Source organism: Kibdelosporangium persicum, from assembly GCF_013280595.1.
Classification (GTDB): domain Bacteria; phylum Actinomycetota; class Actinomycetes; order Mycobacteriales; family Pseudonocardiaceae; genus Kibdelosporangium; species Kibdelosporangium persicum.
The window spans coordinates 66,963-91,739 of the sequence record NZ_JAAATY010000027.1 but is presented as its reverse complement, the minus strand read 5'-3'; the positions used below and the strand labels follow the sequence as shown (position 1 = coordinate 91,739).

16 protein-coding genes are annotated in these 24,777 nt (G+C 68.2%); 10 read left to right on the top strand and 6 right to left on the bottom strand.

Features of this window, described 5'->3' with window-relative positions; genetic code table 11:
• Positions 1–8: 8 nt before the first annotated feature.
• Complete coding sequence (locus GC106_RS49515) at positions 9–5,918, bottom strand: RHS repeat domain-containing protein (protein WP_173139643.1); 5,910 nt, start codon at positions 5,916–5,918, stop codon at positions 9–11.
• 407 nt (positions 5,919–6,325) lie between these two features.
• Here GC106_RS49515 and GC106_RS35490 point away from each other — a divergent pair, with 407 nt between their 5' ends.
• From GC106_RS35490 to GC106_RS35480, 3 genes are all read left to right on the top strand, one after another.
• A complete protein-coding gene (locus tag GC106_RS35490) occupies positions 6,326–9,766 on the top strand; it encodes a hypothetical protein (protein ID WP_173139641.1) in 3,441 nt (1,146 codons plus the stop codon).
• Between the two features lie 6 nt (positions 9,767–9,772).
• Complete coding sequence (locus GC106_RS35485) at positions 9,773–10,219, top strand: hypothetical protein (RefSeq protein WP_173139639.1); 447 nt, start codon at positions 9,773–9,775, stop codon at positions 10,217–10,219.
• Between the two features lie 303 nt (positions 10,220–10,522).
• Positions 10,523–10,813, top strand: coding sequence for a hypothetical protein (locus GC106_RS35480; RefSeq protein WP_173139637.1), 291 nt, complete (start codon positions 10,523–10,525; stop codon positions 10,811–10,813).
• A gap of 199 nt (positions 10,814–11,012) precedes the next feature.
• Here GC106_RS35480 and GC106_RS48310 read toward each other — a convergent pair whose 3' ends face one another.
• The gene (locus GC106_RS48310) at positions 11,013–11,621 is read right to left on the bottom strand and encodes a hypothetical protein (RefSeq protein WP_246367522.1); all 609 of its coding nucleotides are present in this window, start codon (positions 11,619–11,621) and stop codon (positions 11,013–11,015) included.
• 422 nt (positions 11,622–12,043) lie between these two features.
• On the opposite strand from GC106_RS48310, the gene GC106_RS35470 reads away from it, so the two are divergent.
• A complete protein-coding gene (locus GC106_RS35470; RefSeq protein ID WP_173139635.1) occupies positions 12,044–13,069 on the top strand; it encodes a pentapeptide repeat-containing protein in 1,026 nt (341 codons plus the stop codon).
• A 251-nt stretch (positions 13,070–13,320) separates the two neighbouring features.
• On the top strand, positions 13,321–15,000 hold the full coding sequence (locus GC106_RS35465) for a hypothetical protein (RefSeq protein ID WP_173139634.1): 1,680 nt from the start codon (positions 13,321–13,323) through the stop codon (positions 14,998–15,000).
• Here the strand turns inward: GC106_RS35465 and GC106_RS35460 are convergent.
• The 3 genes from GC106_RS35460 to GC106_RS35450 form a co-directional block, all read right to left on the bottom strand.
• Entirely contained in the window at positions 14,978–17,011 is a 2,034-nt protein-coding gene (locus tag GC106_RS35460) for a tetratricopeptide repeat protein (protein ID WP_173139632.1), read from the bottom strand. The two genes, GC106_RS35465 and GC106_RS35460, sit on opposite strands and share 23 nt — an antisense overlap.
• Positions 17,012–17,150: 139 nt before the next feature.
• Entirely contained in the window at positions 17,151–17,783 is a 633-nt protein-coding gene (locus GC106_RS35455; protein WP_173139630.1) for an MFS transporter, read from the bottom strand.
• Between the two features lie 152 nt (positions 17,784–17,935).
• Positions 17,936–18,400: a rhodanese-like domain-containing protein gene (locus tag GC106_RS35450; protein WP_376777800.1), complete on the bottom strand. Its 465-nt coding sequence runs from the start codon at positions 18,398–18,400 to the stop codon at positions 17,936–17,938.
• 373 nt (positions 18,401–18,773) lie between these two features.
• On the opposite strand from GC106_RS35450, the gene GC106_RS35445 reads away from it, so the two are divergent.
• The 3 genes from GC106_RS35445 to GC106_RS35435 all read left to right on the top strand — a co-directional run bounded on the left by GC106_RS35445 (position 18,774) and on the right by GC106_RS35435 (position 20,813).
• Positions 18,774–19,835 carry a helix-turn-helix domain-containing protein gene (locus GC106_RS35445; protein WP_173139628.1) on the top strand — a complete coding sequence of 354 codons (1,062 nt, stop codon included), beginning with the start codon at positions 18,774–18,776 and terminating at the stop codon, positions 19,833–19,835.
• A complete protein-coding gene (locus tag GC106_RS35440) occupies positions 19,768–20,205 on the top strand; it encodes an SgcJ/EcaC family oxidoreductase (RefSeq protein ID WP_173139626.1) in 438 nt (145 codons plus the stop codon). The genes GC106_RS35445 and GC106_RS35440 overlap by 68 nt, the downstream gene beginning before the upstream one ends.
• A gap of 176 nt (positions 20,206–20,381) precedes the next feature.
• Entirely contained in the window at positions 20,382–20,813 is a 432-nt protein-coding gene (locus GC106_RS35435; protein WP_173139700.1) for a DUF3500 domain-containing protein, read from the top strand.
• A 101-nt stretch (positions 20,814–20,914) separates the two neighbouring features.
• Here the strand turns inward: GC106_RS35435 and GC106_RS35430 are convergent, their stop codons facing one another.
• Positions 20,915–21,160: a hypothetical protein gene (locus GC106_RS35430; protein WP_173139618.1), complete on the bottom strand. Its 246-nt coding sequence runs from the start codon at positions 21,158–21,160 to the stop codon at positions 20,915–20,917.
• A 334-nt stretch (positions 21,161–21,494) separates the two neighbouring features.
• Here GC106_RS35430 and GC106_RS35425 point away from each other — a divergent pair, with 334 nt between their 5' ends.
• A complete protein-coding gene (locus GC106_RS35425) occupies positions 21,495–23,270 on the top strand; it encodes a serine/threonine-protein kinase (protein ID WP_173139617.1) in 1,776 nt (591 codons plus the stop codon).
• Between the two features lie 9 nt (positions 23,271–23,279).
• On the top strand, positions 23,280–24,707 hold the full coding sequence (locus GC106_RS35420) for a serine/threonine-protein kinase (RefSeq protein ID WP_173139615.1): 1,428 nt from the start codon (positions 23,280–23,282) through the stop codon (positions 24,705–24,707).
• Positions 24,708–24,777: the final 70 nt, after the last annotated feature.

Sequence of the window (24,777 nt, the reverse complement as noted above, 5' to 3'; positions counted from 1 at the left end):
GCGGGACATCAGACGCGAATCCGGGCACCGGGCGCGAGAATCCGGCCAGGCGCGGGCGGGTACGGGTGCCGGTGGACGGGGCGGGTGAACGCGGGCTGCTGAGCTCCGGTGCCCGGCTGGGAGAACGTGCTCATCGTCATCGAAGTGCTCATCGACGGACCGGACGACTCCGGTTCGCTGTATCCCGGTGGCAGGGTCGGGCTCCAGCCCGGGTACGGCGGCGGTGGTGGGGTGTAGTCCGGCTCGTCCGGCGCCTCCTGCGCGAAGGTGTCGTCCTCGTATCCCCAGTCGTAGTCGAACTGGGTGTAGATCTCACCGCCGTCGGAGTAGTCGTACGCCTCGCCGCCGTACATGCCGGCCAGCATGTAGGCCAGCTTCTTGTCGGCGAGGCCACTGCTGGAACCGGACTTACCTGCCTTCTGGATAGCGGACGAGACCGACTTGAGCAGGGCCTTCGAGAACGGGTCCTTGGCGGGCTGGAACAAGCCGGCGAACATCTTGGCCTTCGGCTTGTCGTTGCCCTTGGCCTTGGCCTTGCCCTTGCCACTGTTGGCCTTGCCGCCGGCGATCGAGGATTTCGGTTTTTTCTTCTTCGCAGCGCTCTTGCTGCTGAGCGTCTTGGACACGGTCGCCTTGACCTTCTTGGCCGACTTGGTCTTGACCGCCTTGGTCTTGGTCTTCTTCGCCTTCAGTCCGTCGGCGTCCGAATAGGTCGCCGGGCTGTTGTTGCCGTAGGCGTAACCGTTGACCTGCTGGGGATCGTGGTGGTCGATGAGCGGGTCGACCGACAGGAACCGGCCGTTCGCCGGGTCGTACTCACGAGCGCCCAGGTGCACGAGCCCGGTCGAGGCGTCCGCCGTGCCACCGACGAAGCCGCGCTCATCCGGCCAGCTCGGCGTCGCGCCCCGGGGTTGGCCGAACGGCGTGAAACGGCGTTGCCCCACCGCGAGATCCGCCGACTCGACAGTCACCTCCGCGGTGCCGTGGTGGTCGGACACCAGCCAGTTCAGCTTCTCCGTTCCCGCCTTGCTCCGGACCGCGACGACCTCGTCGTTGTGGCTGTAGTAGCGGGTCGCCGAGACCACCACGCCTGACTGGTCGGCCTTCAGTTCCGTGTCTCCCAAGTACAGCGTGGTCCCGCTGGGGTCACGGCGGATCAACCGGTTGCCGTCCGCGTCGTAGAGGAAGGCCGTCGTCTGCGTGCCTTCGACCACTGTGGACAGATGTCCTTCGACGTCCCAGGTGTGCTTGCGCTGCACTCCGTTGACGGTGCGCTCGGTGAGGTTACCGGCCGGGTCATAGGTGTTGACCTCAGTACGGCCAGGTTCCGTAATCGAGCGGGCAGCGTGCGGCTGGGGCGTCGCGTACGTGTAGGTACGCGTGACGTCCACCCCGGACGAACGTCGCCGTTCCGCGGTGCGATTGCCGGTCGCGTCGTAGGTGTAGGAAAGCCAGTATGGCGCTGGCCCGCCCAGCACTGAGAGGCTCGGCGCTGCCGTGCATCCGTCCGTGGCCGTCCAGGCCTCGGTCGTACGCCGCAGGTGGTCCGTGCGGAAGCACTGGACATCATCGCCGTTCGCGATCTTCGTGATGTTGCCCGCGGGATCGTAGTCGAGCGTCGTGTCGGTGACGACCGGTTGTGTCGCGGTCTGCCGGTCGGTCTGCGTCCGGATCAGCCGTCGGGTCGCGGCGTCATAGGAGAAGGTGCGGTACACCTGTTTGCCGTTGACACCCAAGGTGAACTGCTGCGGTTCACCCAACGCGGTGTACGCGGATGTGCCGACATACTGCGTCAATCCGGTCAGCCGCGATGGCAGTCCCACGGCGTCGTACGTCGTGCGGAGAGTTTCCGCCCGCAGTCCGCCCGCCGCCGGCAACGCGGCGCTGACGACCTGGTCTGCGATGTTGTAGCCGAATGTGGTCTCGTACCGGCCGCCGAGCCCGCGTTCGGTCGACGGGATGGTGACGGCGGTTCCCGTCGGCCGGCCTGCCTCGTCGTATCCGAGGGTCTCGTTGCGGTACGCCTGTCCATCGTGCCAACGGATCGCGGCAACGGGCATGCCCTTGCCGCCTGGCAACGTGTCGAAGGTCCACTCGGCCAGCTTCGTGGTGCCCTCGTGCACCGCTGTCCGCCGGTCGAGGGCGTCATAGGCGAACGTGAGCGTCTTGCCCCTCGAATCGGTGATCGAGGTGATCCGGCCTTCAGCGTCGTAACCGGCCAGGTTCGTGCCCTTGTCCGGATCGTCCACCTGGATCTCCCTGCCGCGTGGATCGTAGTGGTACCGCCACACGTTGCCCGCGGGATCAGTCGCCGTGTCGAGCTGGCCGAGCTTCGTGTAGGTGTACTTGGTGGTGTCGTGGCCTCCGGTGAAATGCTGCCGGAGTTCGACGACCTGGCCGTGCGCGTCCAGGATTCTGGTGGTCGGAGTGTCACCGGCGGGCGGGGTCTCGCTGACCCAGTTGCCGCCGTAGGCCGTTGTGGTACGCCACTTCTCGGCACCGTGCGAGCTGAGGATCTCCGCGGTCTTCCGCCCGGCGCCGTCGTAGGCGAGGGAGACCTGGCCGGGAACGTCGGCGTCTCGCGCGGCGTGCAACGTGGTCGCCGGGGCGTCGCTGTTCCAGTATGGCTGGTTGGTCTTGGCGATCCGGCCGTGTGAGTCGTGGATGACGTCGCTGACGACCCGGCCACCGCCCGGCGCCGTGGCTTGCGTCTGGCGTTCACGCAGGAATCCGTCGTACAGGGTGTGTTTGGTGAGGTACGCGCCGCTGCCCAGCAGTTCCCGTGTGGTCACCGCACTCGGCCCGTCAGCCCGCACGAGGTACTCGTACTGCAGGTTGGCGCTGGCCCCAACGGACTTGGCACGTCCGGGTTTCCACACGGCGGTCAACCGCCCAAGCGGATCGTAGGCCAGGTCGGTACGCCGCCCGTTGGCGTCCACGGTAGACGTGTCAGCACCTCGTACGTCTACTGTGGACGTAGTGGCGTGACCCAACGGGTTGGTGACGACGATCTGCGTCAGTGGCCCGCCCGATGCCGGGGTGTATGCGGTAGTGACCTTGTCCCCGAGGGCGTTCACGGATTCGGTGACACGACCGTGGGCGTCGTACTTCGTCTCGCTGGTCTTGGTGAACTCCAGACCGGCAGAGCCCTTGACGCTCAGCTCCTCCGTCCGGGTCTCGTCACCGGCACTCGGCGGCGCCCCCAATGTGGTCGAGTTGTCGTAGTAACTGCGCTCCTCGGCGAGCAGATCGGCGGGATACGCGGCCGCCGCGCAGGACGCCGCCAGCTTCTCCACCCGGCTCACCGGGTCGACGATCCAGTCCTGTGTGTTACGGGCATAGCTGTACCGCGTGCACGTGTCGTCGGCCGGGGTCGACACGTCACCCAGATCGGTGGTGCGGATCGGCAGCCCGTACTCGTCGTACTCCTGCTGGACTTCGGTCTCCCTGGCTCCGCCCGCCGCCAGGGCCACGCGTTCCCGCACAGTCCGGATCTCGGTGACGTAGGAGCCCAGCGGGCCCGATTCCCGGTTGCGGCTGGCGTTGGGACCGATCGAGATGGGTTCCTGCAACGAACTGGACACCACGGTGTCACCGTCGTAGGTCACGGTCTCCCGGGCGAAGCCCTTCCACTGAGGACGGTCGTCCAGCTTCCCGCCCTTCGAGTCGACGATCTCCGCGTTGCGGCGCGTGACCCCATCGCTCATCAGGTCGTCGTCCATGCCGCGCATGAACAGGTGCTCGGTTCGCGTTTGCTTGCCTGCGTTCGGGTCACCGGTGCGCACGCGAACCTTCTGGAAACCGCGGTACTGGCCGTAGGTTTTGAACCGGGCAGGCGTCATCTCCGCGTCATCCCGATGCCATGCCGTGCCGTCGAGGTAGTCGTACTGGGTCACTTTCAGCGGGTTGCCGCCGACCAGGTCGGTCTCCTTGACCTGCGTGACCACGAACTTGTTGAAGTAGTCCAGCCTGGGCTCGAGCTCGCCTTGCGGCGTCCAGTAGGCGGGATAGCACTTCTCCGCGTTGCGGTCCGGAACGGGCAGCGCGGTGACGGCACATTCCTGCTGGGTGTACGAAACCTCGATCAGCCCTCCGGTCTCGGTGCCGATCGCGGCCACCCGCCACTTCGTCAGCGGTGGCCGGTGTTCGTCGGAATCCACGCGGTTGGCCCGTTCCACGCCGACGAACCGCACCTCGGGCACCTCGGCCGCGCCACCGACATGTCCTCTGTGGAGGATCGAGGCCAGCCACAGCGCCGGGCTGCCATCGTCACCGGCCTGGGGGAAGACGTGGTTGAACGTCCAGGAGTCCACGTCCTGACCGGACACCTGCGTGGTGACCTTGGCCAGCCGCTTGGTGCTCCAGAAGGTCGGCGAGTGCTTGTCCGTACAGGGAGTCGCGGAACACGCCTGATCCCACGGCACATCAGGCCAACTCGCCGGTTGGTCCGGAGCGCAAGTGGCGCCAGGGATGCAGCGATCGACCGCCGTGAACACCACGCGTGCGGACGGCGCGGTCAGCGATCCGTTGACCTCACGCTGCCCGTAGTCGATGTGATCCAAGTAGCTGGCACGCGTGTACGGAGTCGCGGTCGTGCTGTTGTTCCGGCCGTAGTTGTTGGTTTCCTTGTTGTAGAACATCGACATGGCGTCGCCGTGGCGGTCCACGACGTATTCGAGGTTCCACCGGTAGGCCTGCTGACACCACGATGAGTCAAACGTCGCACCACGGCACGGCTCGTTCGCGTGGTTGCCGTACACCGGCATCGTCGACGCCGAATTAGTCTGCACACCACCGGGAAGCTGGCTGCGACCGAACACATACCTTGTGCCGTCAGGCGACGTCAGCTGCCAGTACTCACCGTCGTTGTCACCGTTCGGGGCACCGGTCAGCAGCTCGACCCGCCAGCCATCGTCTTCCTCGGCCCGCCACTTGCCCGGCGACACATCGTCCTGAACAAGCTCACTCGCCAGGCCAGGCAACGAGACATGCACACTCTGCACAAGCTTGCCGTTGAACGTCGCCCAGCACTCGTCACCAGACTTGACCCCGTTGCTGCCACCCGCCATGTCCTCGGCACACGGCTTGAACGACCGCTCGATGAACCCGGGGTGGTAATCGAACCCCTCCCCCACCCACGACGCCTGGTTGTTCGTCGACGCCGTCCGGCCATCCACCGCACCCGAGGAGTAGCGCAGCTCGACGTCCGGCACCAGGCCAGGCATCGGCGGCATCGCCATGGGGTACGACCAGGTGAAGTCACCCGACTGCAACCCGACCGACCACGTCGCGGACGGCGCCAACGACGTGGCGGTGAAGTTGCCCGCGCTGCCCGATGACGCCGCGGTCACCGCGAACAGCGCGCCCTGCTGGCCGACCGGGACCTCCGCCGCGATCCGGCCGGCCTTGACGTCGTTGCCCGCCTGCAACGCGACCGGCGCGCATCCGGCGCAGTCAGCGATCCGCACCAGTCTCATGCGCGTCGCGTAATCACCGCCGAAGGCATGCCGGAAGCCGGAGTAGTCGACCTCGACACCGATCGGGCCCTCGTCACGTACGCCATCGGCTCGGGCGATCCGGAACATCAGGCCCGGCACGCCCGCCCGCCGCGACGCGGCCTGGTCGAGAACCTCCACCCGGACCCGCCCCGGCGTGCCCCGGCCGGCCGCCGCCGGACTGACCCGCACAGGCCCGTCGCCGGCGCCCCGCGCCGCGACTGGCACCTCATTCACCGCCGCCTTCGGCCACACCACCTCCGGCGTCGCGCGCACCGCGCGGTTCGCCGCCGGATCGGCGGGCAGTTTCCCGGGCGTCACCGCGCCTCCGGGAACCGAACGCTCCCGCTGCGCCCCCGGTGGTCCGGCCACCGCCACGCCGGCCGGGACGACCAGTGCCGCGACCACCGAGACAACAGCCACGAAAAGCACGACCACATGCCGATACCGAGCAGGTCCCACCCGTACCTCCCAAGCCGAGAGCGGAGTCCAGGAAGAGAAAAACCGTCAGCGGCCGGGACTGGCCATCGTCATGAACAGTCCCGAACAGTTCCGTACGCCCTCGTACGCACTTGGGGCCGTTTGTCGGCGTGGACGAGGGGCAATGGGGTGAATCCGTGACAACGCGGCCGGTTCCTGGCCGGGGTGACCGATCTGCCCGTTTGGGCGGCCATTGGAACCTATTGCGCGACAAGGGGAAGACCTAGGTTGGAAAGGTGGAGCTGAGGCGAGGGGCGGAGCACTCAGACCAGGTCGAGGACTGCGGGGCTCCAGCAAGAGGAACGCCGGACGGCCGGCCGGATCACGCCGCCGTCCTTCGCTTACAGACCATGGGCGGCAACCAGAGCGTCACCCGCCTGCTGACGGCGGACACCGCCGGGAACGGCCTGGCGGACCGCCTTCGCGCTCAGGTCGGCCGGGATTTGCCCGTCAGCGAGCCACACGACCACGACGAACGCCAAGCGGCGCGCAGCGGCGCGACGGTGGCGAGTGCACCAGCCGTCGCGGGAAGTTCGATTCGCGTGCAACGGGATCCCGGCACGACAGCGGTGGACGACCAGACGGACGTCTTCCCGCCGCCACGGGTCGCGACCTGGTCGACCGACCGGTTCGAGGTGTCGTTCGCCCGGACAGGGTCGCCGGGCAACTCGGAGTTCGAGATGACCGTGCGGTATGTCGGGCCGCACACGGTTTTTGTCTCACCGGTCACCAGGGCGACTGTGGGCATCGCCGATCGGCCGCTCGCGGTTCGGGTGCTCGATGTCGACGCGACCGGCCTCACCGTCGATCTGTACGGGGACCGGGCGAGGATCGTCCGGCTGCAGGATGAGGCGGAGCTGAGCCGGTTGCCCGGCGGCCCGGGCCGCACGCACTCCTTCTCGGCCATCCTCGATCAACAGACCCGCTCCATCAGCACGCTCACGATCTTCGATCCCGAGGCCAGTGCCGCCGACCTCACGGCGGCGCCGCAGCCGGAGAACCCGGGAGCCAATCCTGTCGTCGAGGGCGTGCGCATGGGCGCCGACGGCTGGCGGGTGCTGCTGGACGGCGACGGCGACCAGGACAAGGAATTGCAGCTCACCCTGTCGACGGCGGCCACGACGCTCACGGTGACGGCCGTGCAGCGTTCCTCCGGCGCCACGCGAACGGTCACGTTGCCGCTGCCCGCTGACGGGGGCTCCCTGCTGCCGCTGGTCAGGGAGGTCACCGACGGGCACGCCCCCACCCGTATCCAACTGTTCGCCTCATCGCCGGAACCGAGCCTGGTGCTCGCTCCCGGCACGCACGGCCCGAACGCCAGCACTTACCGGGTCAGCGTCGGCAACGGCGGCGCGGACCTGGTGTTCCCGGCCGAAACCGCACCCCGGCGGCAGATCGCTTCCGCCGGTGCGGCGCAGATCGCGGGCGGCATCCTGGCCACGGACGTGACCCTCGGCGCCTACCAGGACACCTTCAGGCTGTCATTCCGGCGGATGACCGATGGCAGGACGACCTTCGGGTTGTCCGCGGTCAACGACGGCACCGTGCGCGACACAGTCGGCGCCGAGCTGACCCTGTCCGGGCCCATCGTGTACTCGGTGATCAACACGGGCAGCACCAGCCTCGGCATCGACCTGAACAACGACGGCGTTGCCGACCTGCAGATCTTCGATCGCCTGACCACACCGCAGGACTACGACGGGGGCGGGCCGCCGGCCCAGTCGCGCAATCACCAGATCCGGGTGCTCGGTCCCGCCATCGGCGCCGAGCGCACGTTCGACTTCCATTACCGCTACGGCGGTCTGCAGGGCGTGAACCCGGCAACGGGTCCGGCGGGCGCCGAGGCCGCACGCAACGCCGAGGCCGTCTCCAGCCTGGCCGAGCAGGGCCGGGCCGGTGGCCTCGCCGACACGCTCGACCAGATCGAGATCGCGATGCTGAGCATGCGTCGCCGGGCGGTCGGCCGAGGCCTGCTGGCACAGGCGTTGTTCGACAAGAACCTCGCCTTGTGGCAGACGTTGGTTCGGGTGCGGGCGCAGGTGGCGGCAGGGGTGCCGGCGCCGCTACAGGCCCAGGCGGCCGCCGCGGTGGCCGAGTACGTCGCCGAGATCAGGAACGCCGAGACGCAGCCGACTACCGAGCAGCTCGTCGCCCTCACCGCGCTGACCACGGCGGTTCAGTCAGCCAACTGGCCGTCGGTGTTCTCGGCGTACGCGTCCGCCATGGCGGTCTCCGACGCCACGCTGCGCGACCGCTTGGAGCGGGCCGGCGGCGAAGGCGACCGGGATCTCCGGGAGGCCAAGCAGCTCAGCGATCTCAGCCGGGAGCTACGAGAGATCCCGCCGGGCTCGGTGATCCGGGTGCCCGCCACATATCACCCGGACGAGCAGTTCCGTACCGAGCAGGGCTTCGTGTCCATGGTTCCGCTGCAGCTGTACGCCTGGCAGGACGGCAGCGAGTGGAAGCTCAAGGACGTCACCAACCCGCAGCAGCCCTTCACCTACTCCCTGCCCATGCGGGTCTGCACGCCCCTGCCGCCACTGGCCCTGTTCAACGAGCTCGACGATCCCGACCACTTCCCCTCCGGCGTCATCAACGTGCAGGTTCCCGGTGGCGTGGCCGGGCGAGTGAGCGTCCGCGACCGGATGACGTGGAAAAAGTTCTTCACCTATCTGGGGTTGGGGCTCGCTGCCGTGGGTCTCACCCTGGCCGCGGTGGCGTCAGCGGGCGTGGGCGCGGCCGCGGTGCCTGCGGCGTGGGCGCTGGCCGGGTCGGCGCTGGCGGGTGCCACGGCGGCCGGAATCGACCTGGCCGAGCACATTCAGCACGACAATCTCGACACCCGCACAGCCGTCCTGGACATCGCGCAGATCGTCGCGGGCCTGGCCACCGCCGGGACGCTGGCCGCGGGACGGATCGTGATCGCCGCCGGGGCCGCTCCGGCGGCGAGCCGCTGGGCTGGGGCATGGGCGCAGGTGGCGATGCTCGCGCAGCGGGCCTACGTCCCGATGGCCGTGACAGCGGCGGCGGCCGACGTGGTCACCGTGGCAGTGATCAGCGTGGACATCCTGCGTCAACTCGACGAGATCGACCGGGGCACCGCGAGCCCGGAGGAGCGGACCCGGGCCAAGATGCTGCTGCTGGTCCAGGCGGCGACGATGGCCGGGCTGACCGCCTTGCAGCTCAAAGGAATCGGCCCGCTCGGCCGGGGGCAGACACTGGTCCTCGCGCCCGGGCCGGACGGCGTGCCGGTGGTCTCGCCCGCGCTGGCGCGCGGCACGCTGATCATCGACACCAACATCGCCATCGCGCTGCAGAAACGCGCGAACAACATTCCATTGCAGCCCGGCGAGCAGGCACTGCTGCGAAGGTTCGACGCGCTGGGCGCGACCGACGTGCGCATCGCCGATCCGACGATCGCCGAGGTGGCCGCCAAAGGGCCGGCGGCACAGGAGCGCGGTTTCGCCGTCGGTGTGGACCGTACCAGCGCCGAATACCAGGCTCTGCACGCCGAACTGGTCACCGCCAACGTCGGCGGCGGCAAGGGCGTGGTAGACCGGCAGATCGTGGCGGACGCGTTCTTCGGCGTCGGCGAAGCGGGCACAACCCCCACGCTGGCCACAGGTGATCCCAACGTGCTGAAGAAGCTCTACGCCATCAAGGTGGCGAAGGAGAATGTGAAGCCGCTCGTGCAGTACGGAGGCAAGTCGCTGTCAGAGATCTTCCCGGACGGGTTCGACGTCACCATCAACCGCCGCACGCTGCACGTGCTACCGCTGCCCATGAGGTAGGGACCCATGCCGTACTCCTATGACTACCTCGTAGCCACGCTGCACTGCGCACGGTGCGGCAATTCCGGCGAAGCCCGAGACATGACCACCCGGCTACGTGCCGAGCCCGAGTTGGCCTCCCTGCGGGAGGGCGACGCACTGCCTGTGGACACCGCCAACGCCCGGGAAAGCGGCTACCTGATGGTGCGCGAACCGCAGGCGGGTGAGCCGATCGCCTTGCTGCAGACGTGGACCTGCCCGCACTGCGGATACACGAACAACTGGGCACGGATCGTGGTCCGTGACGGAGTCATCGAGGCGATCCAGGAAACGCAGCTCGACCAGGCCGCCTTCGACTCCACGCAGTTCATCGAGGACGACGCGCGAGAAATCGCGGCCGTCCTGGCCGGTGTCCCGTCACTGGGCCTCGATGACGACCGGGTTGTCGCCATTCTGCACGAGAAGCTGCCGTAGCACGGCGTTCAGGTCGAGCCCGGGGATGGCTACGACGTACTGTCACGATCGGGGCGGTGCCCAGGCCAGGAACCAGGTGTCGACGACGTTCGCGGGTACAGGGAAGTGACCGCGGTGCGCTCGGAGCCGTTGCGATGTGGCACTGTATGCACGTAGTGTCCGTTTCATGACACGGTGCACTGTTCCATCGTCGTGCCGTTGACCTGCTCTTCCGACAGATGACCGCGGTGCGACCAAGGAAACATCAAACCTGCACTGCCCAGCAACGCCCAATCCACAATCTCGGCACGAGAGGTCACCTTCATGGGTATCTTCGACATCATCAAGGACAAGGTCTCCGAACTCATGTCCGGCGCCGGTGACAAGGTCACCGAGCTGACGGGTGCGGAACTCCCGGGCGCGGAAGCCACTGATCAACTGACACAGTCCGCCGGTGACTTCACGGACACCGCGGCCGCCGCGGGACAAGACCTGGCCGGCACGACACAGGGATTGAGCGACACCGTGACGGACGCGGCGAACGACCTGACTGGATCAGCATCTGAAGCGGCCGACAGCGCAATCAGTAACGCAGTCGACCCGCGCAACAGGTAGCAAGCGGGTACGCGAACAACCGTCCGCGTACGACGAGCCCCCACCGCTTCGACGGCGCCGATGTCGCGCCTCAACCGTTGCATACCAAGGATTCCGCCCGAACGTCCATTCGGGTCGGCGTCGCCTTTGGGCGGTCCCTCGCGCGATCGCCGCGCGCCGCGAGGTCCGGCTGGTTCACCGAGACTGAGCCGATCCGCGGTCAGAACTTGATGTTCATGTCGCCGACGTGCCAGGTCCCGTTGTGCTTCTTCACCTCCAGGCTGAAGCTGAACGATTCGACGTTGCCGGTCGCGCCGATGAGCGCGAGCTCGCGTAACGTGCGGCCGTCAACGCTGATGGCAGTGTCCGCCACCGTGACGGTATCGCCTTGGGGTGTCACGCCGGTCGCCGTGACCTTCGCCTGCGGCGGCAGCTTGACGCCGGGCTTGGCCCAGGCTTCGTGCAGCGACTCCAATGTCCGCTTCACTTCGGGACCGTTGCACAGAGTCTCGGCGTCCTGATCCGTGGTCATCGCGGGCGCACTCGCCAGACATGCCTCCTTGTAACGCTTCTGCAGAATCTGGGTGACCCAGGACTCGACCGCGGCAGCCGGGCTGTCCGCCGAAGCGTTGGCGCTGCTCGATTTGCTCGTGGCACTCGGCGAAGTCGCGGATGGGCTGGTGCCGTCGCTGGGTGCGGCGGTGCCCGTCCCCGCGACGGTGGAGCTGCACGCGGCCAAGCCGAACGCCATCGCGGGCACGAGGACGGCCAGGCTGACCGAGTCGAGCCACCGCCGGGTCGCCGTCGGAACAAGGCCCTTGTGTCGCATGGAAACTCCTTGGAATGAGCATGGATAGGCGCCCAACGTATCCATGCCGTCCCGTGGCAGGTGTGGCGGCATACCGGTCACGAATCCGGCGGATGTGCTCTGTCGGCCGCTCTGGACTCCGTTCGCGACCGGGTTTTCCCGGGTCACGGTCTTCACCGGACGGAATCAGCCGGGTGAGGGCCGCCGAAGTGAGTCAGCGCGTGGCTGAAACTCGCCACGTTCATCAACGGGCCATGGCCTGCACTCATTCGGTGGTTGACCAGGCTCAACCTGCTGATGCCGACCGAACAACGCGGCCAGGCGGTGCGTACGTCAGGTGCGCACCGGCAACCTCTCCTATTCGACCCGCGGCGACATTCCACGTGTCCCTTCGACGGTCACCCCACCGCTCCCGTGGTTGCGTGACGTAGTGAGATGACAGCATGAGAGCACGATGGGTCGGAATTGCGATTGCCGCAGTCGCCACAATCGTCTGCGTCATAACCACGCTGTGGTTCCTGCTCGGCCCGCTGGCCAGTTGGATCACCGGTTCCGGAATCCAGGCGATGGACCCCAAGGACCAGCTCGCCGCTCTGCACAACACCCGCGGCCTGCTTCTGCAGGCAGTCGCCGGTATCGCCGTGGCCGGTGGGTTGCTGTTCACCGCACGCAACTACCGGCTCGCCCGGGAGAGCCAGGTCACCGACCGGTTCTCGAAGGCGAACGGGCACCTGGAGTCCGAGGACGAGACGGTTCGGGCGGGTGGCATTCGTGCGTTGGACCGCATCCTTGCCGACTCGCCGCGGGACCACGATCGTGTCCTGGAGACAGTGGTCGGCTTCCTCCGGCACCGTACGAGCGCGTCTCCCGACGGCTCCGCGCCTCCGCGACTGCCGGACGATGTAAGCGCGGCGATCACCACCGTGCGGCTGCGTCCGCGACGGCGAGAGCGCGAACGACTTGACCTGGCCGGCGCACGCCTCCCGGGCGCCAACCTCACCGGTGCCGCTCTCGCTGGCGGTGACCTGAGAGATGCCGACCTCAGCAAAGCTCAGCTGACCAGAACCAGACTCACCGGCTGCGACCTGACCAACGCTCGGTTGACCGACACCAACCTCGCCCAGGCCGACCTGACCGGCGCGGCACTGCACGGCGCGACCCTCACCGGAGCGGACCTGTCCGGCGCGAAACTCGTCAAGGCGAACCTGCGCAGGGCCAAGCTGGACCGCGCCTGTCTGGCGAACGCCGACCTGTCCGGCGCGGACATGCGAATGGCGAGCCTGGTCGGGGCACGCCTGCACGGCGCCCGGTTCGACGACGCCGATCTGACCGAAACCGACGTCCGAGGTGCCGACCTGAGCGAGGTACGTGGGCTGACCAGCGCCCAACTCGCCGTCACGCTCAGCGACGACCGAACCCGGCTGCCAGCCGGTGTGGATCGTCCCACAGATCCGAACGGGACGCGTTGACCCGTGACGCTGCAGGTAGCCTGCTGCCAGCAACCCACGAGACCTGAGGAGAGCGTGATCCCCTTGACCCTCTCACGCTACCCAGAGTCGCCTGGACAGCCCTTGGGCGGTATAATAATACCGCCCGGAAGCCCGGAAGCCCGGAAGCCCGGAAGCCCGGAAGCCCGGAAGCCCGGAAGCCCGGAAGCCCAGAAGCCCAGAAGCCCAGAAGCCGTTAGGCGGCTTTCTCCGCTTCGCGGCACCATCAAAGCGTGTCCGACGTCCGCGTGGTGGTCATGACCGGTGATCAGGATTCCTGGTTCCCCTCCGGCGAACACGAGGATGAGTGGGGAACCTTCGCCTGTGAGCGCACGGTTCTGGCCATCGCCCGGACGGTGACCTCGACCGGCCGGTTACTGGAGGCAGTGCGTCTCTTCCGCGGGGACTTCCGGGTCAACGTGATCTTCACGGTCAACGACACCTCCCCGTTCAGCACCGGCGCCCGAGCCCTGCTGCGCGCGGCCGGTGTGCGGCGGATAGTGCCCTGGGAGAAGGTCCGGCATGTGCCGCACCACCTGGCGATCGCGGCCAGTGAGAACATCGACTTCACCGTGAGCCCGGCGCCGACGGTGGTGCTGCCGCACGGCCTGGGGTTCAACAAGTACATCCCCGTGCCCGGCTCGCACGAGGTCCGCCTGGCCGGTTTGCCACCGGCTGGAGCACTTCGTACCCGTCGCGTCCGAGTTGTCCTGACGCACCCTGATCAGGTCGATCAGTTGCGCGCCGTCGCACCGGAGGTCGCGGGCCACACAGTGGTCACGGGGGACCCGACGTACGATCAGCTCATCGCCAGCCGTCCGCTCGCCGAGCGCTACCGCCGTGCTCTCGGGACCGGCGACCGGCGGCTCGTTCTGCTCAGCTCCACGTGGCACCACGGCTCCCAACTGGGCGCCTGGCGGACACTTCCCGAGGAGCTGACGCGTGCGCTGCCCACGGACGAGTATCAGGTCGCCGCCGTGCTGCACCCGAACATCTGGGACTGGTACGGCGAATTGCAGGTACGGACCTGGCTGGCGGCCGCCTTGGACGCGGGACTGGTGTTGCTCCAGCCGACGAGAGGCTGGCAGGCGGCTCTGCTGGCCGCGGATCAGGTGATCGGTGACCACGGATCGATCACCTTGTACGCCGCGGCGCTCGGCAAGCCTGTTCAGCTCGCCGCGTTCGGCGACGACGAAGTCGTGCCCGGCACGCCGATCGAAGCCCTGGGTGACACCGCACCCCATCTGACTCCCGGCACTGACCTGCGGAGCCAGGTGGACGGCGTCTTCCACTCGCATGACCCACAACGGTTCGAACCGTTGAGAAACAACACGTTCGCCTTTGTCGGCACGGCGACCACCTTGCTCCGCGATGCCCTCTATCGGGAGATGGATCTCTCGCCGCCACCGGAACCTCCGATGGTCGCCCGGATCGCGGATCCCCGGTTCGAGCGACGGCCGGTGACCGCCTTCGACACGTTCACGCAGTTCACCGATCCGGCCACGCTGAGGCTCACCCGGCATCCGCGGGCCGCCCGGCCGGCGGACGTTCCCATGACGGGCGGTCATCGCCATCTGGCCGTGGACGAGGACGAAAGCGATCTTCACCTGCCGGCGAACGCGTCTGTCCTCACCAGACGCATGCTGTTGGCGGACGCGATGACGTGGCCGGAACGGGCATTGCGTGAATATCCGGGTGCGCGTGTCGCCGCCGCCTCCACTGTGGACGGTTGCATCGCGCGCCTTCGAGACGGCCGCGGTGCCGAAGTCCGCACTACCACTGCGGGCGTCGACCCGATGTTGCTCGCATCGACGGTATACGCCTGTGTGCTCGCCCGCCGCCCGCTGGAGGGTCACCTCACGATGCGCGCTGGCAACACAACCGCCGAGCTCACGTTGCGGGTCGTCCCGTGAGCCGGGCCAGCCGGTCGCGCAACTGCTCGACCTGTGGGCTGCCTGCTGCCGTGTGGATGTCCAGCGCACGCCGAACGGCCTGAACTCGTTCGTCCGGCGGCACGAGATCCGCCAACGCGAGAGAAGCCTCCGCTTCGTAGTGGTGATAGCCACCGGCCGACAAGATCGAAATGGCTGTCCGCAATGACGCCACGGCCTCGGTTGACTGCCCAAGACGCGCCTGGGCCCGGCCGACAGCGATGTGAACGCGGCCGATCATGCGATCTTCGCCGAGCCGCTCGATCGCCTCCAGCGCTTGCCGCAACCAGACCAGGGCATCCTCGGACTGCCCGGCAGCGTCCAGGGAGCACCCGAGGAAGTACGTCACGAAGGCGACGCCTCGCACGTCATGTGCTCGGTCGAACATCGCCAGTGCCTGCCGGTAGGCGTCGATCGCGGCTCCGTAGTTCCCTTCGTGGTCGTGCAACCGGCCGTACAGTTCCCAGATCGACGCCACCAGTCGCGGGTTACGGACGCGCTCGGCGAGGGGAAGGGCGTAATCCAGCACGGTCCGGGCCCGCTCGACGTCGCCTTTGCCGAGATACGCGCGGGACAGGAAACTGGTCAGCCGGGCATCGGCACCAGGCCGCTCGCAGCGACGGGCGGCCTTCGCACCCAGCTCACTCGACTCGATCCAGTCCGCCAGGTAGCGGCGATTGACATACAGGGCGGTGGCCGCCTCGGCCAGCTGCCACACCTCCTGGTCCCAGTGGTGTTTCCACGCCACCCGAACCGAAGCGATGAGATTGGCCCGTTCGGCATCCAGCCACGCCAACGCCCGCGCCTTGCCACCGGGTCCGTCGAACGGATCGTGGTAACCGCTCAACACCTCGGTGTGGTCGGTGAGGCGCAATCGGCCCTGCCCCATCACGGCACGGTCGGCGAACGCCGCTCGTCGCAGGTAGAACCGCACCATTCGGCGGACGGCGTCGGCCAAGTCCGCCTCGGACTCGTCGGCACGAGCCCGCTGTTCGGCGTCCCGCCGGATCAACCCCAGCATCCGGAACCGGCCCGGCTGCTCCTCGATCAGCAGGTTGGCCGAGCCCAGCCGTTCGATCAACTCCTCAGCGGCACCGACCGGACCATCGATCGCCTCGGCCACGAGCTCCACCGTGACGTCCACGCCGGGAGCGTGCCCCAGCAACCGGTACAACCGCGCCGCATCGTGCGGAAGGCGACGATATGCCACGGTGAACACGGGTGAGACCATGTGCTTCCCCCGCATGGCGAACGCTGCCAGGCCACGCCGTTCGTCCGCGATCTCGTCGGCCAGCTCCGCGGCGGCCAACTTGGGACGCTCCTTCAACCGGGCACCGGCCACGCGCAGCGCGATCGGCAAACCCTCACACAGCCCGACAATCCGGGCAACGGCTTCCGGTTCAGCGGCGACTCGCTCGTTGCCGCAGACCTCAGCGAGCAGCCGCACGCCGGCTTCCTCGTCCAACGGATCGAGCGACAGAAACTCCGCGTCGTCCAAGGCCAGCTCGGTCAGCCGCTCGTTGCTCGTCACCAGCACCACACTGCCCACCGAATTGGGCACCAACGGCGAGACCTGCGCCGGCTCAGTCACATCGTCAAGCACCACCAGCACAGGCCGGCCCGCCGTCCGCGTCCGCAGCAGTTTCGCCCGCTCGGCCAGCGTCGCCGGAATCATCCCATCGGCCACGCCCAAGGAACGAAGACACTGCGCGGCAGCCTCATCAACCGCTGCGGCACCCGAACCGGTCTGGAACAGCGCGTAATCGACGTAGAGATGGCCTCCGGGGAACGAGTCACCCACTCGCTCGACCAACTGGCGCACCATCGCGCTCTTGCCGACGCCCGGAGGGCCGCTGACCACGCCGATCGTCCCGGCACGTCCCGCTCCCGCGACGACCCAGCCACCGGCCAGGGAAAGGTCGGCCTCCCGGTTGACATACCGCGCCGGCGCGGCCGGTACTTCCCGCGGAACCTCCCCAAACCGCTGGCCCATATACGCTCCCACCCCGATGAAGCCCGCCTGCTCCGCCGCCCGGTGATCGAGAGGGATCACGTTACGCGAACCCCACGCGGTCGGCTGTAACCGCCTCCATCCAACCAGTAAGCAGAGGAACCGTCCGATGTCACGCCGGTCAACTGCGTGCGGCGGTCGACCTCGTGGCGATGACGGCCGGGACGATGCTCAGCGCGAGGATGCCGCCTGCCAGGGCGAGGACGGGGGAGCCGACGGTGCCGACGATGACGCCGGAGGCGAGTCCGCCGGTGGCTTCCGCGATGGCGATGGAGACGTCGATCAGGCCTTGGGTCTTGGCTCGGGTGGCCAGGGGGACGGTGTCGGTGATGATGGCGGTGCCGGAAACGAGGCCGAAGTTCCAGCCCAGGCCGAGCAGTGCGAGGGCCAGGGCGAGCAGGGCGATGGAGTCGCCGGGTGCGGTGGCGGCGATGATCCCGGCGGCGAGCAGGGTAATGCCGGAGGCGGCGGCGAGCGTGAGACGGCCGTAGCGGTCGACGAGCCAGCCGGTCAGTGGCGACGGCAGGTACATCGCGCCGATGTGGATGCCGGAGCCGGTGGTGAACAGGGCGCTGGGCAGCCCGGCGAGGTTGGTGGAGCCGAGCATGTCCTGGGCGAGCAGGGCGCCGACCGTGACACCGGCGGCCAGTCCGGCGCCGCTGAGGATCTGGGAGCCGACCAGGATGGCCAGGACCCGGCGCGGGGCTCGGGACTGTGGAGAAGAGTCGGTCTCGGCGTGGGCGGTGCTCGGCACGGAGTGTTCCTTTGTCGGGAGGGTCGCGGCGGACCGCGTGCCGGTTCGGCCGTCACCCGCTCGGGCGATGGCCGAACCGGGTGTCGGTGGGGATCAGGGGTGTCGTAGTCCCGGCGGAGACCTCACCGGTGTGGGCGCCGGGACACCGCCGCTCATCTGGGGTTTTCCGCGCTCTGGGTAAGGTCGGCCGCGTCAACGGGCATCTCGGCCAGCCGCCACTCCAGCATGCCGTCGTCCAGGCGGATGGCACGACGGCCGCGGTCAGTGAGCAGCCGCACCGCGTCGTGGGCCAGCACGCAGTACTCGCCTCGGCAGTAGACGACGATCTCGATGTCCTCGGGCAGCTCGTTGATCCGGTCGGCCAACTCCGCAACCGGGATGCACACCGCGCCAGGGATGTGCCCGGCCAGGTACTCCGCCATCGGTCGCACGTCGAGCACCACCACCTCCCCGGCGCGCACGCGGACGTCCAACTGCTCGCGGGTGATCTCCGCCGCGTCGCTGGAACCGAGGTAGGCGGCGCGGGCGGCGGGCACGGCGGCCTGGTGGTTCTCAGCGACCTTACGCAGCAGCGCGAACAGCCGGGCCACGTCGTCACCGGCGAGTCGGTAGTGCACGCGCACGCCCTCGCGGCGGGTGTGACGAACCCGGCCTGTTTGAGCACCTGAAGGTGCGCCGACGCGGTGGTCAGGTTCAACCCGGCGGCCTTGGCCAAGGCGTCGACGGTGCGCTCGCCCTCCGCGAGCAGATCGAGCAGCTCCAGACGTTTTCCGCCGGCCAGTGCCTTCCCGCTGGGTGAGGCTCCGACAGCCGGTCCACCAGCCGCTTGCGCCTGCCGCGGGCCGCCCGCCCGCGCTGGTCTACCTTTGGGAGGCCCGCCGCTGACACGGAGGGCACGTGTGTTCCCGGAGGACCATTGAAGCTGGTCGGGGTGCCGGTGATCTTCCAGCGCGTGACGGTTCTCCGGATCGGAGTGTGTGCGGAGGTCGCATGAGCGGGCTTGATGCTTTCGAGGAGACGCTCACGGCGAGCGGCCTGCCGCCTCTGCTCAGTCGTCGGCACTCCGGTGACGATCTTCGCGGCTTCCGCGCCGGGGTCGTGACCCGCGACCTGGGACCTTTGCGGCTGGCCGAGCTGGTCACCCCGGAGGGCGAGTGTTTCCGGGATGCGCGGTCGGCCCGCGCCGTCGACAGCGAGTTGTGGCAGGTCGACGTGGTGACGCGAGGACACGTGCGGGCCGAGCAGGACGGCAGCATGGCCATGCTCGGACCGGGCGACCTGGTGTTGCTCGATCCGGCGCGGCCGGTGCGGTTCGCCAGTACGGCGACCCGGAGCGTGACCATGCTGGTGCCGCGGCGGTTGCTGCGGCTGCGGCCGCGCGACGCCGCCCGGCTGACCGGAGTGCGCATCGGCGGTGACCGCGGCCCCGGTGCCCTGGTGTCGTCGCTGGCGCGGGACATGGCGCGGTCGATGACCGGGTTCCGTGCCGATGAGGCGGCCAGGTCGGCGGCCGCGGTGGTCGAGCTGGTCGCGGTGGCGCTGTCGGCTCAGCTGGGTGATTCGCGTCCGGCTCCCGACGAGGCGCTGCGTGACCGGATCGTCGGCTTCATCGAGGCGCGGCTGTCCGACCGGGATCTCACCCCGGCGAAGGTGGCCGCAGCGCACCACATGTCCGTACGCCGCCTGCACAAGCTCTTCGAGGACGAGCCGATGACGGTCGCGGGCCTGATCCGGCGACGCCGCCTGGAGCGGTGCCACGCGGACCTGGCCGGGACCGACCGGACGGTCGCCGCCGTCGCCGCTCGCTGGGGATTCGCCGATCCGGCACATTTCAGCAGGCTGTTCAGGGCCACGTACGGGTACAACGCCACTGCGCTCACGTCCAACAACCATGCGCGGATGTCCAACGACCGTGCGCGGACGATCAAGGCGTCCGCCGGTCACCCCGGCCAGCATGGGGCTGACAGCGTGGAAAGGACAACGCATGGAACAGTCAGTCGAGGCGATGAGCGCCATCCCGGCTCGGATGAACGAGGCCTGGAACCGCGGTGACGCCACCGCCTTCTTCGCCGACTTCGCGGAGGATGCCGTGTTCGCGGACTGGGAGGGCACCATCCACAGGGGACGCGAGCAGATGATCGCGACCCACCAGCCGATCTTCGACACGGTGGTGAAGGGTTCCCGGCTGGTCCACGGCGAAGTGCTCTTCGCCCGGATCGTCCAGCCGGGTTGTGGTGTGGTGCACCACCGGATGGGCATGGTGATGCCGGGCGAGGAGGAGCCACTGCCGACCCGCTACTCCATGCAACTGCACGTGATGGCCTGGCAGAACGACCGCTGGGAGGTCACGGCACTACAGAACTCGCGCGTGCTTTCGTTGGACAACGCGATGGCCCTGGATTCCCTGGCCGCAACCAAGTAGCGAGGCACAGCGCGGGTGTCGTCGCCAACGGCAGCGACCGGTACGTGGTCATGCTGCCCACCACCTCCCCTCGTGAGTGTCTATCGGTGTTCTAACCCTGATAAACACTCACGAGGGGGTGACGTCGCGATCCGTGGAGTCAGGTCGATTCGCGCGGTCGTAGGCCTCCTGCGACGCTGACACCTGGCCGAGGTGAGCGATCGACCATTCCTGGAGCGTATCGCATCATCCCCTACGCGGGGCTACCGGCCAACGGACTCTCCGGCAGGCAACAAGAGTCGCTGCTGCGCTTGGTGAAGACCTACGCACAGCGACTCCCGGACGGTCCCGCCGCCGCGTTCATGGACAGCATCGAGCGGCATCTCGACGACACGCACATCGCCTGGATCGGCGGGAGCGGCGACAACGACGCCTTCTACTACCGCGTCCACAGCCCCGTCGTCCTGATCGAGTACGACTGCCACCAAGGCGTCTTCCTCGACAACGACGAGCCCGAACCGTTCCACGTCCACACCATCGTGCGCACCCCCAACGGCGGCGACTACGGACGCGACCTGCTGCGCCAGCACCTCGCCCGCCACCATCCACAGCAACACGCCGGACGTTGACCACCACTCGCCCGACCCGGACCGAGCCGAGCGCTCCCATGCTCCCAGGGCCCGGGAATCACATGACTTGTGATTCCCGGGCCCTGCACTTGAAGGCCGCGTCAGGCCGCGTGGACGCTCATCGACCGCCTCGTGTCGCCGGAGCTCAACCGGCAGTCACACCAGAGGATGCTCATCGACCACCTCGTCTCGCCCCAGCCCAGCCAGCAGTCAAAGTCAAGAGCACCAGGAATGTGCTGGGAACTCGCGGGATTGACGATGGCGCTGCCGCGTGCCTCGCAGCTGGCCGCCGAGTAGAACCAGTTCTCGTAGTAGACCTCCCAGCCCGGAACCGGCTGGGCCGCCACCTGTGGCGCTGCTACTGAGGACTCAGCGGCGGCAGCTTGTGTCGCCGTTACAGCACCGAAGCCGAGGAGCGCGGCACACATTGCCCCACTGACAGCGAATCTCGAGAACTTCATGACAAACTCCCTTCTTGCTTGTCCTGGCATAGCTGTTGTCGACCGCTCGAACGTACGGCCGGAAAGCGGGGACCGGTCCCCCGCCGCCGAGGCGCGGGCGCCTGTCGCGTAGCCAGAGGGAGTCCTCGATGGCCCGTCATCCCGAACACCGGCAACCTGCTTCCACCAGCGATTCAAGATTTTCCCCAGATCGTCCGTGTTCACTCGAGGAGTGGTGCGGATGGACGACCTGAGCCCTGGCTCGCCCCGGCAGATCGGCGGTTACCGGCTGCTCGCGACGCTCGGCGAAGGCGGGATGGGACGGGTTCACCTAGCGCTGGCACCGGACGGACGGCTGGCCGCGGTCAAACAGGTGCATTCCCGGTTCAAGCGGGACGAGGCGTTCCGCGCACGGTTCCGCCGGGAGGTCGCCGCCTCCCGGCGCGTGCCGGGCGCCTACACCGCGGCAGTCCTCGATGCCGGTCCGGACGCGGAAATTCCTTGGCTGGCCTCGGTCTTCATCGCCGGACCGTCGTTGCGGGAAGCGGTGGAGCTGGCCGGGCCGTTGCCTCTCGAGGCGGTCGGCCGGCTCGCCGTGGGGCTGGCGTCGGCACTGACCGAGATCCATCAGGCCGGGTTGGTGCACCGGGATCTCAAGCCGGGCAACGTGATCCTCGCCGAAGACGGGCCACGGGTGATCGACTTCGGGATCGCCCGAGCGATGGACGGCACGACCGAGCTGACCCACGCCGGCGCGGTGCTCGGCTCCTCGGCGTTCATGTCCCCGGAACAGGCCGAGGGCCGGCAGGCCGGTCCGGCCAGCGATGTCTTCGCACTGGGCGCGCTGCTGGTGACGGCCGCCACCGGGCAGGGCCCGTTCCCGGGCAAGTCGGCTGCGCAGGTCCTGTACAACGTCGTCCACCACCAGCCTGATCTGCGGATGCTGCCGCCCGAACTGCGGCGTGTGGTGGAGATGTGCCTGGCCAAGGATCCGGCCGAGCGTCCGACAGCCGAACAACTCCTGCGGGAACTGCCACCGGTGTATCCCGATCCGCAGCCGTGGCCCGCACCGGTGCACGCCGCGATCGCGCAGCAACAAGCCATGGCCCGCAACGCTCTGGCCACGAAACCGGCGCGACGGCGCGGTCTTGGCATCGGGTTGGCGGTCGGCGTAGTGGCATTGCTCGCCGTTGGCGCGATCATGGTGGACGACAACCCCGGCACAGCCACCCCATCTCTCACCGAAACGGCCAGTTCACCGCCGGATCCGCTGACGGTCGACAAACTGAGGGCGGTCAATCCCTGCGCACTTCTCGACGGCGTGCCGGTGCCCGGAAGCGCGCCGCTCAGGCCCAACCCACCGTCGGATTTCGACTCGTGCGAGTTCCGGACCAATGCCGACATGGTCGTCCTGGCGATCGGGGCGACGACCTCGACCGGCGGGACGCCGGAACTCTTCGACGGACTGCCTGGCTTCGTCGACACCGGCACCAGTGGTTGCGAGGCGCGCGTCCCGCTGCTGAGCCGGCCGGGCTGGGCCGTTCTGGTCCGCGCGCAGACCGGTCGATGGGACACGCTGTGTGAGCGCGCGAAAACCGTACTGACTGAGGCGATCAAGCGAATCCGCGAGGGCCGCGCGCAATGGGATCAGGCTGGATCGCTTGCCGCACTGAATCCCTGCGAGGTGATCGGCAAGGCGCTGGCCGAGCGTGTGCTCGGTTCGGCCGTCCAGGTTGTCCAGAGGAGCCTGCGCGTGTGCGAGTGGGAGACGGCGACCACCAGCCTGTCGCTCCAGTTCATGAGGACTCCGGCACTTCCCGGAGAACCGGTGCGGGTGGCCGGAATCACCATGTACCAGCGCAAGCCGGACGAAGGCGGCTGTGATCTCCACTGGGTCCATCGCCAGGCGACCGCCGGGCTTGCCGAGGCCGTGAACATCACCTACGGCGGCAAGGACGGAGATCCGTGTTCCCAGGCAAGACAGTTCGCCGAGGCCGTCGTTCCGGTGCTGGGCTAGGACATGGGCATGCAGCGGCTGCAATCGGATGATCCGGCGCGGATCGGGCCATATCGCCTGGTGGCTTCGCTCGGGCAAGGCGGTATGGGCCGGGTGTTCCTCGGCGCGGCGCCCGACGGGCGGCTTGTCGCCGTGAAGCAGATCCACGCCGAACTGGCTCGTGACAGTGATTTCCGCGCTCGTTTCCGTCAGGAGGTGTCGGTTTCCCGTGGGGTGTCGGGGGCGTACACCGCCGCGGTCGTCGGCGCCGATCCGGAGGCGGACGAGCCTTGGCTCGCTTCGGTCTTCGTCCCCGGCCCGTCGCTCCGGCAGGTCGTCGACGAGACCGGGCCGCTGCCCGAGTACGCCGTTCTGCGGCTCGCCGCGGGGCTTGCCTCGGCGTTGCGGGACATCCACCGGGCCCGGCTGATCCACCGCGATCTCAAGCCCGGCAACGTGTTGCTGACGGCCGACGGTCCACGGGTGATCGACTTCGGCATCGCCAGGGCACTGGACGGCGACATGGCGCTGACGAGCACCGGGTCCATTGTGGGCTCGCCCGCCTTCATGTCGCCGGAGCAGGCCGAGGGCCGTCCACTCGGGTCGGCCAGTGACATCTTCTCCTTCGGGGCGTTGCTCGTGACGGCCGTCGCGGGACATGGGCCCTTCAGCGGCGACTCCACCCCGCAAACGCTTTACAACGTCGTGCACGCGCCACCGAATCTGGCGCTGGTGCCACCGGGTATCCGTCAACTGGCCGAGCCCTGCCTGGCCAAAGACCCGCGGCAGCGCCCCACCGCGGCCCAGATCCTGAGCCGGCTCGACGCGTCGGCCGCCGTTCCTTGGCCTGCGCCGGTCCATCACCTCATCGCGCGACAGCAGGAACAGGTCCAGACCGCACTCCGCTGGCCCGCTCACACTCCTGTCCGGTCTCATGCGGCCGGACCTCGTCGGCGCACGGCGATCCGAACGATGACCGTGGCCGGTGTCCTGGCTCTCGCCGCCCTCACCGCGATTCTGCTCTGGGGCAGGGCGAACGAACCCGCCCAGCCGCTGACTGTGCAGGAAGCGGTCACAATGGACACACTGCGCCGCGTGAATCCGTGCGCCTTGCTCGCCGACGCCACGGTTCCGCCGGCCGGGAGACTCCGGATCACGGTCCCGGAGCACGCGAAACCCGAGGACACCAACGGATGCCTGGCGAGGGCCGATGGCGATCTCCTGATCTTCATCGCCGAGGGTGCCGAGGTGAAAGTGTCCACGAACACCGTCAAGTCCGACCACGGGATTCTGATCGATCCCACGCCCGTCAGCTGCTCAGCCGCGATCCCGATCACCGACCAGCCGACGCTGTCGCTCAGCGCCCAAACCCTCACGCCATCCGAGAAGTCTTGTGAGGTGGCGAAAGCCGTGCTGCTCGAGGCCATCGCCCGAATCCGTACCAGCGAATCACGCTAGGCCGGCAGCCCGCAGAACGAAACCCGTTGGTGGCGCCATCTCCGCGCCAAGCGGCGGCAGCCACGACATC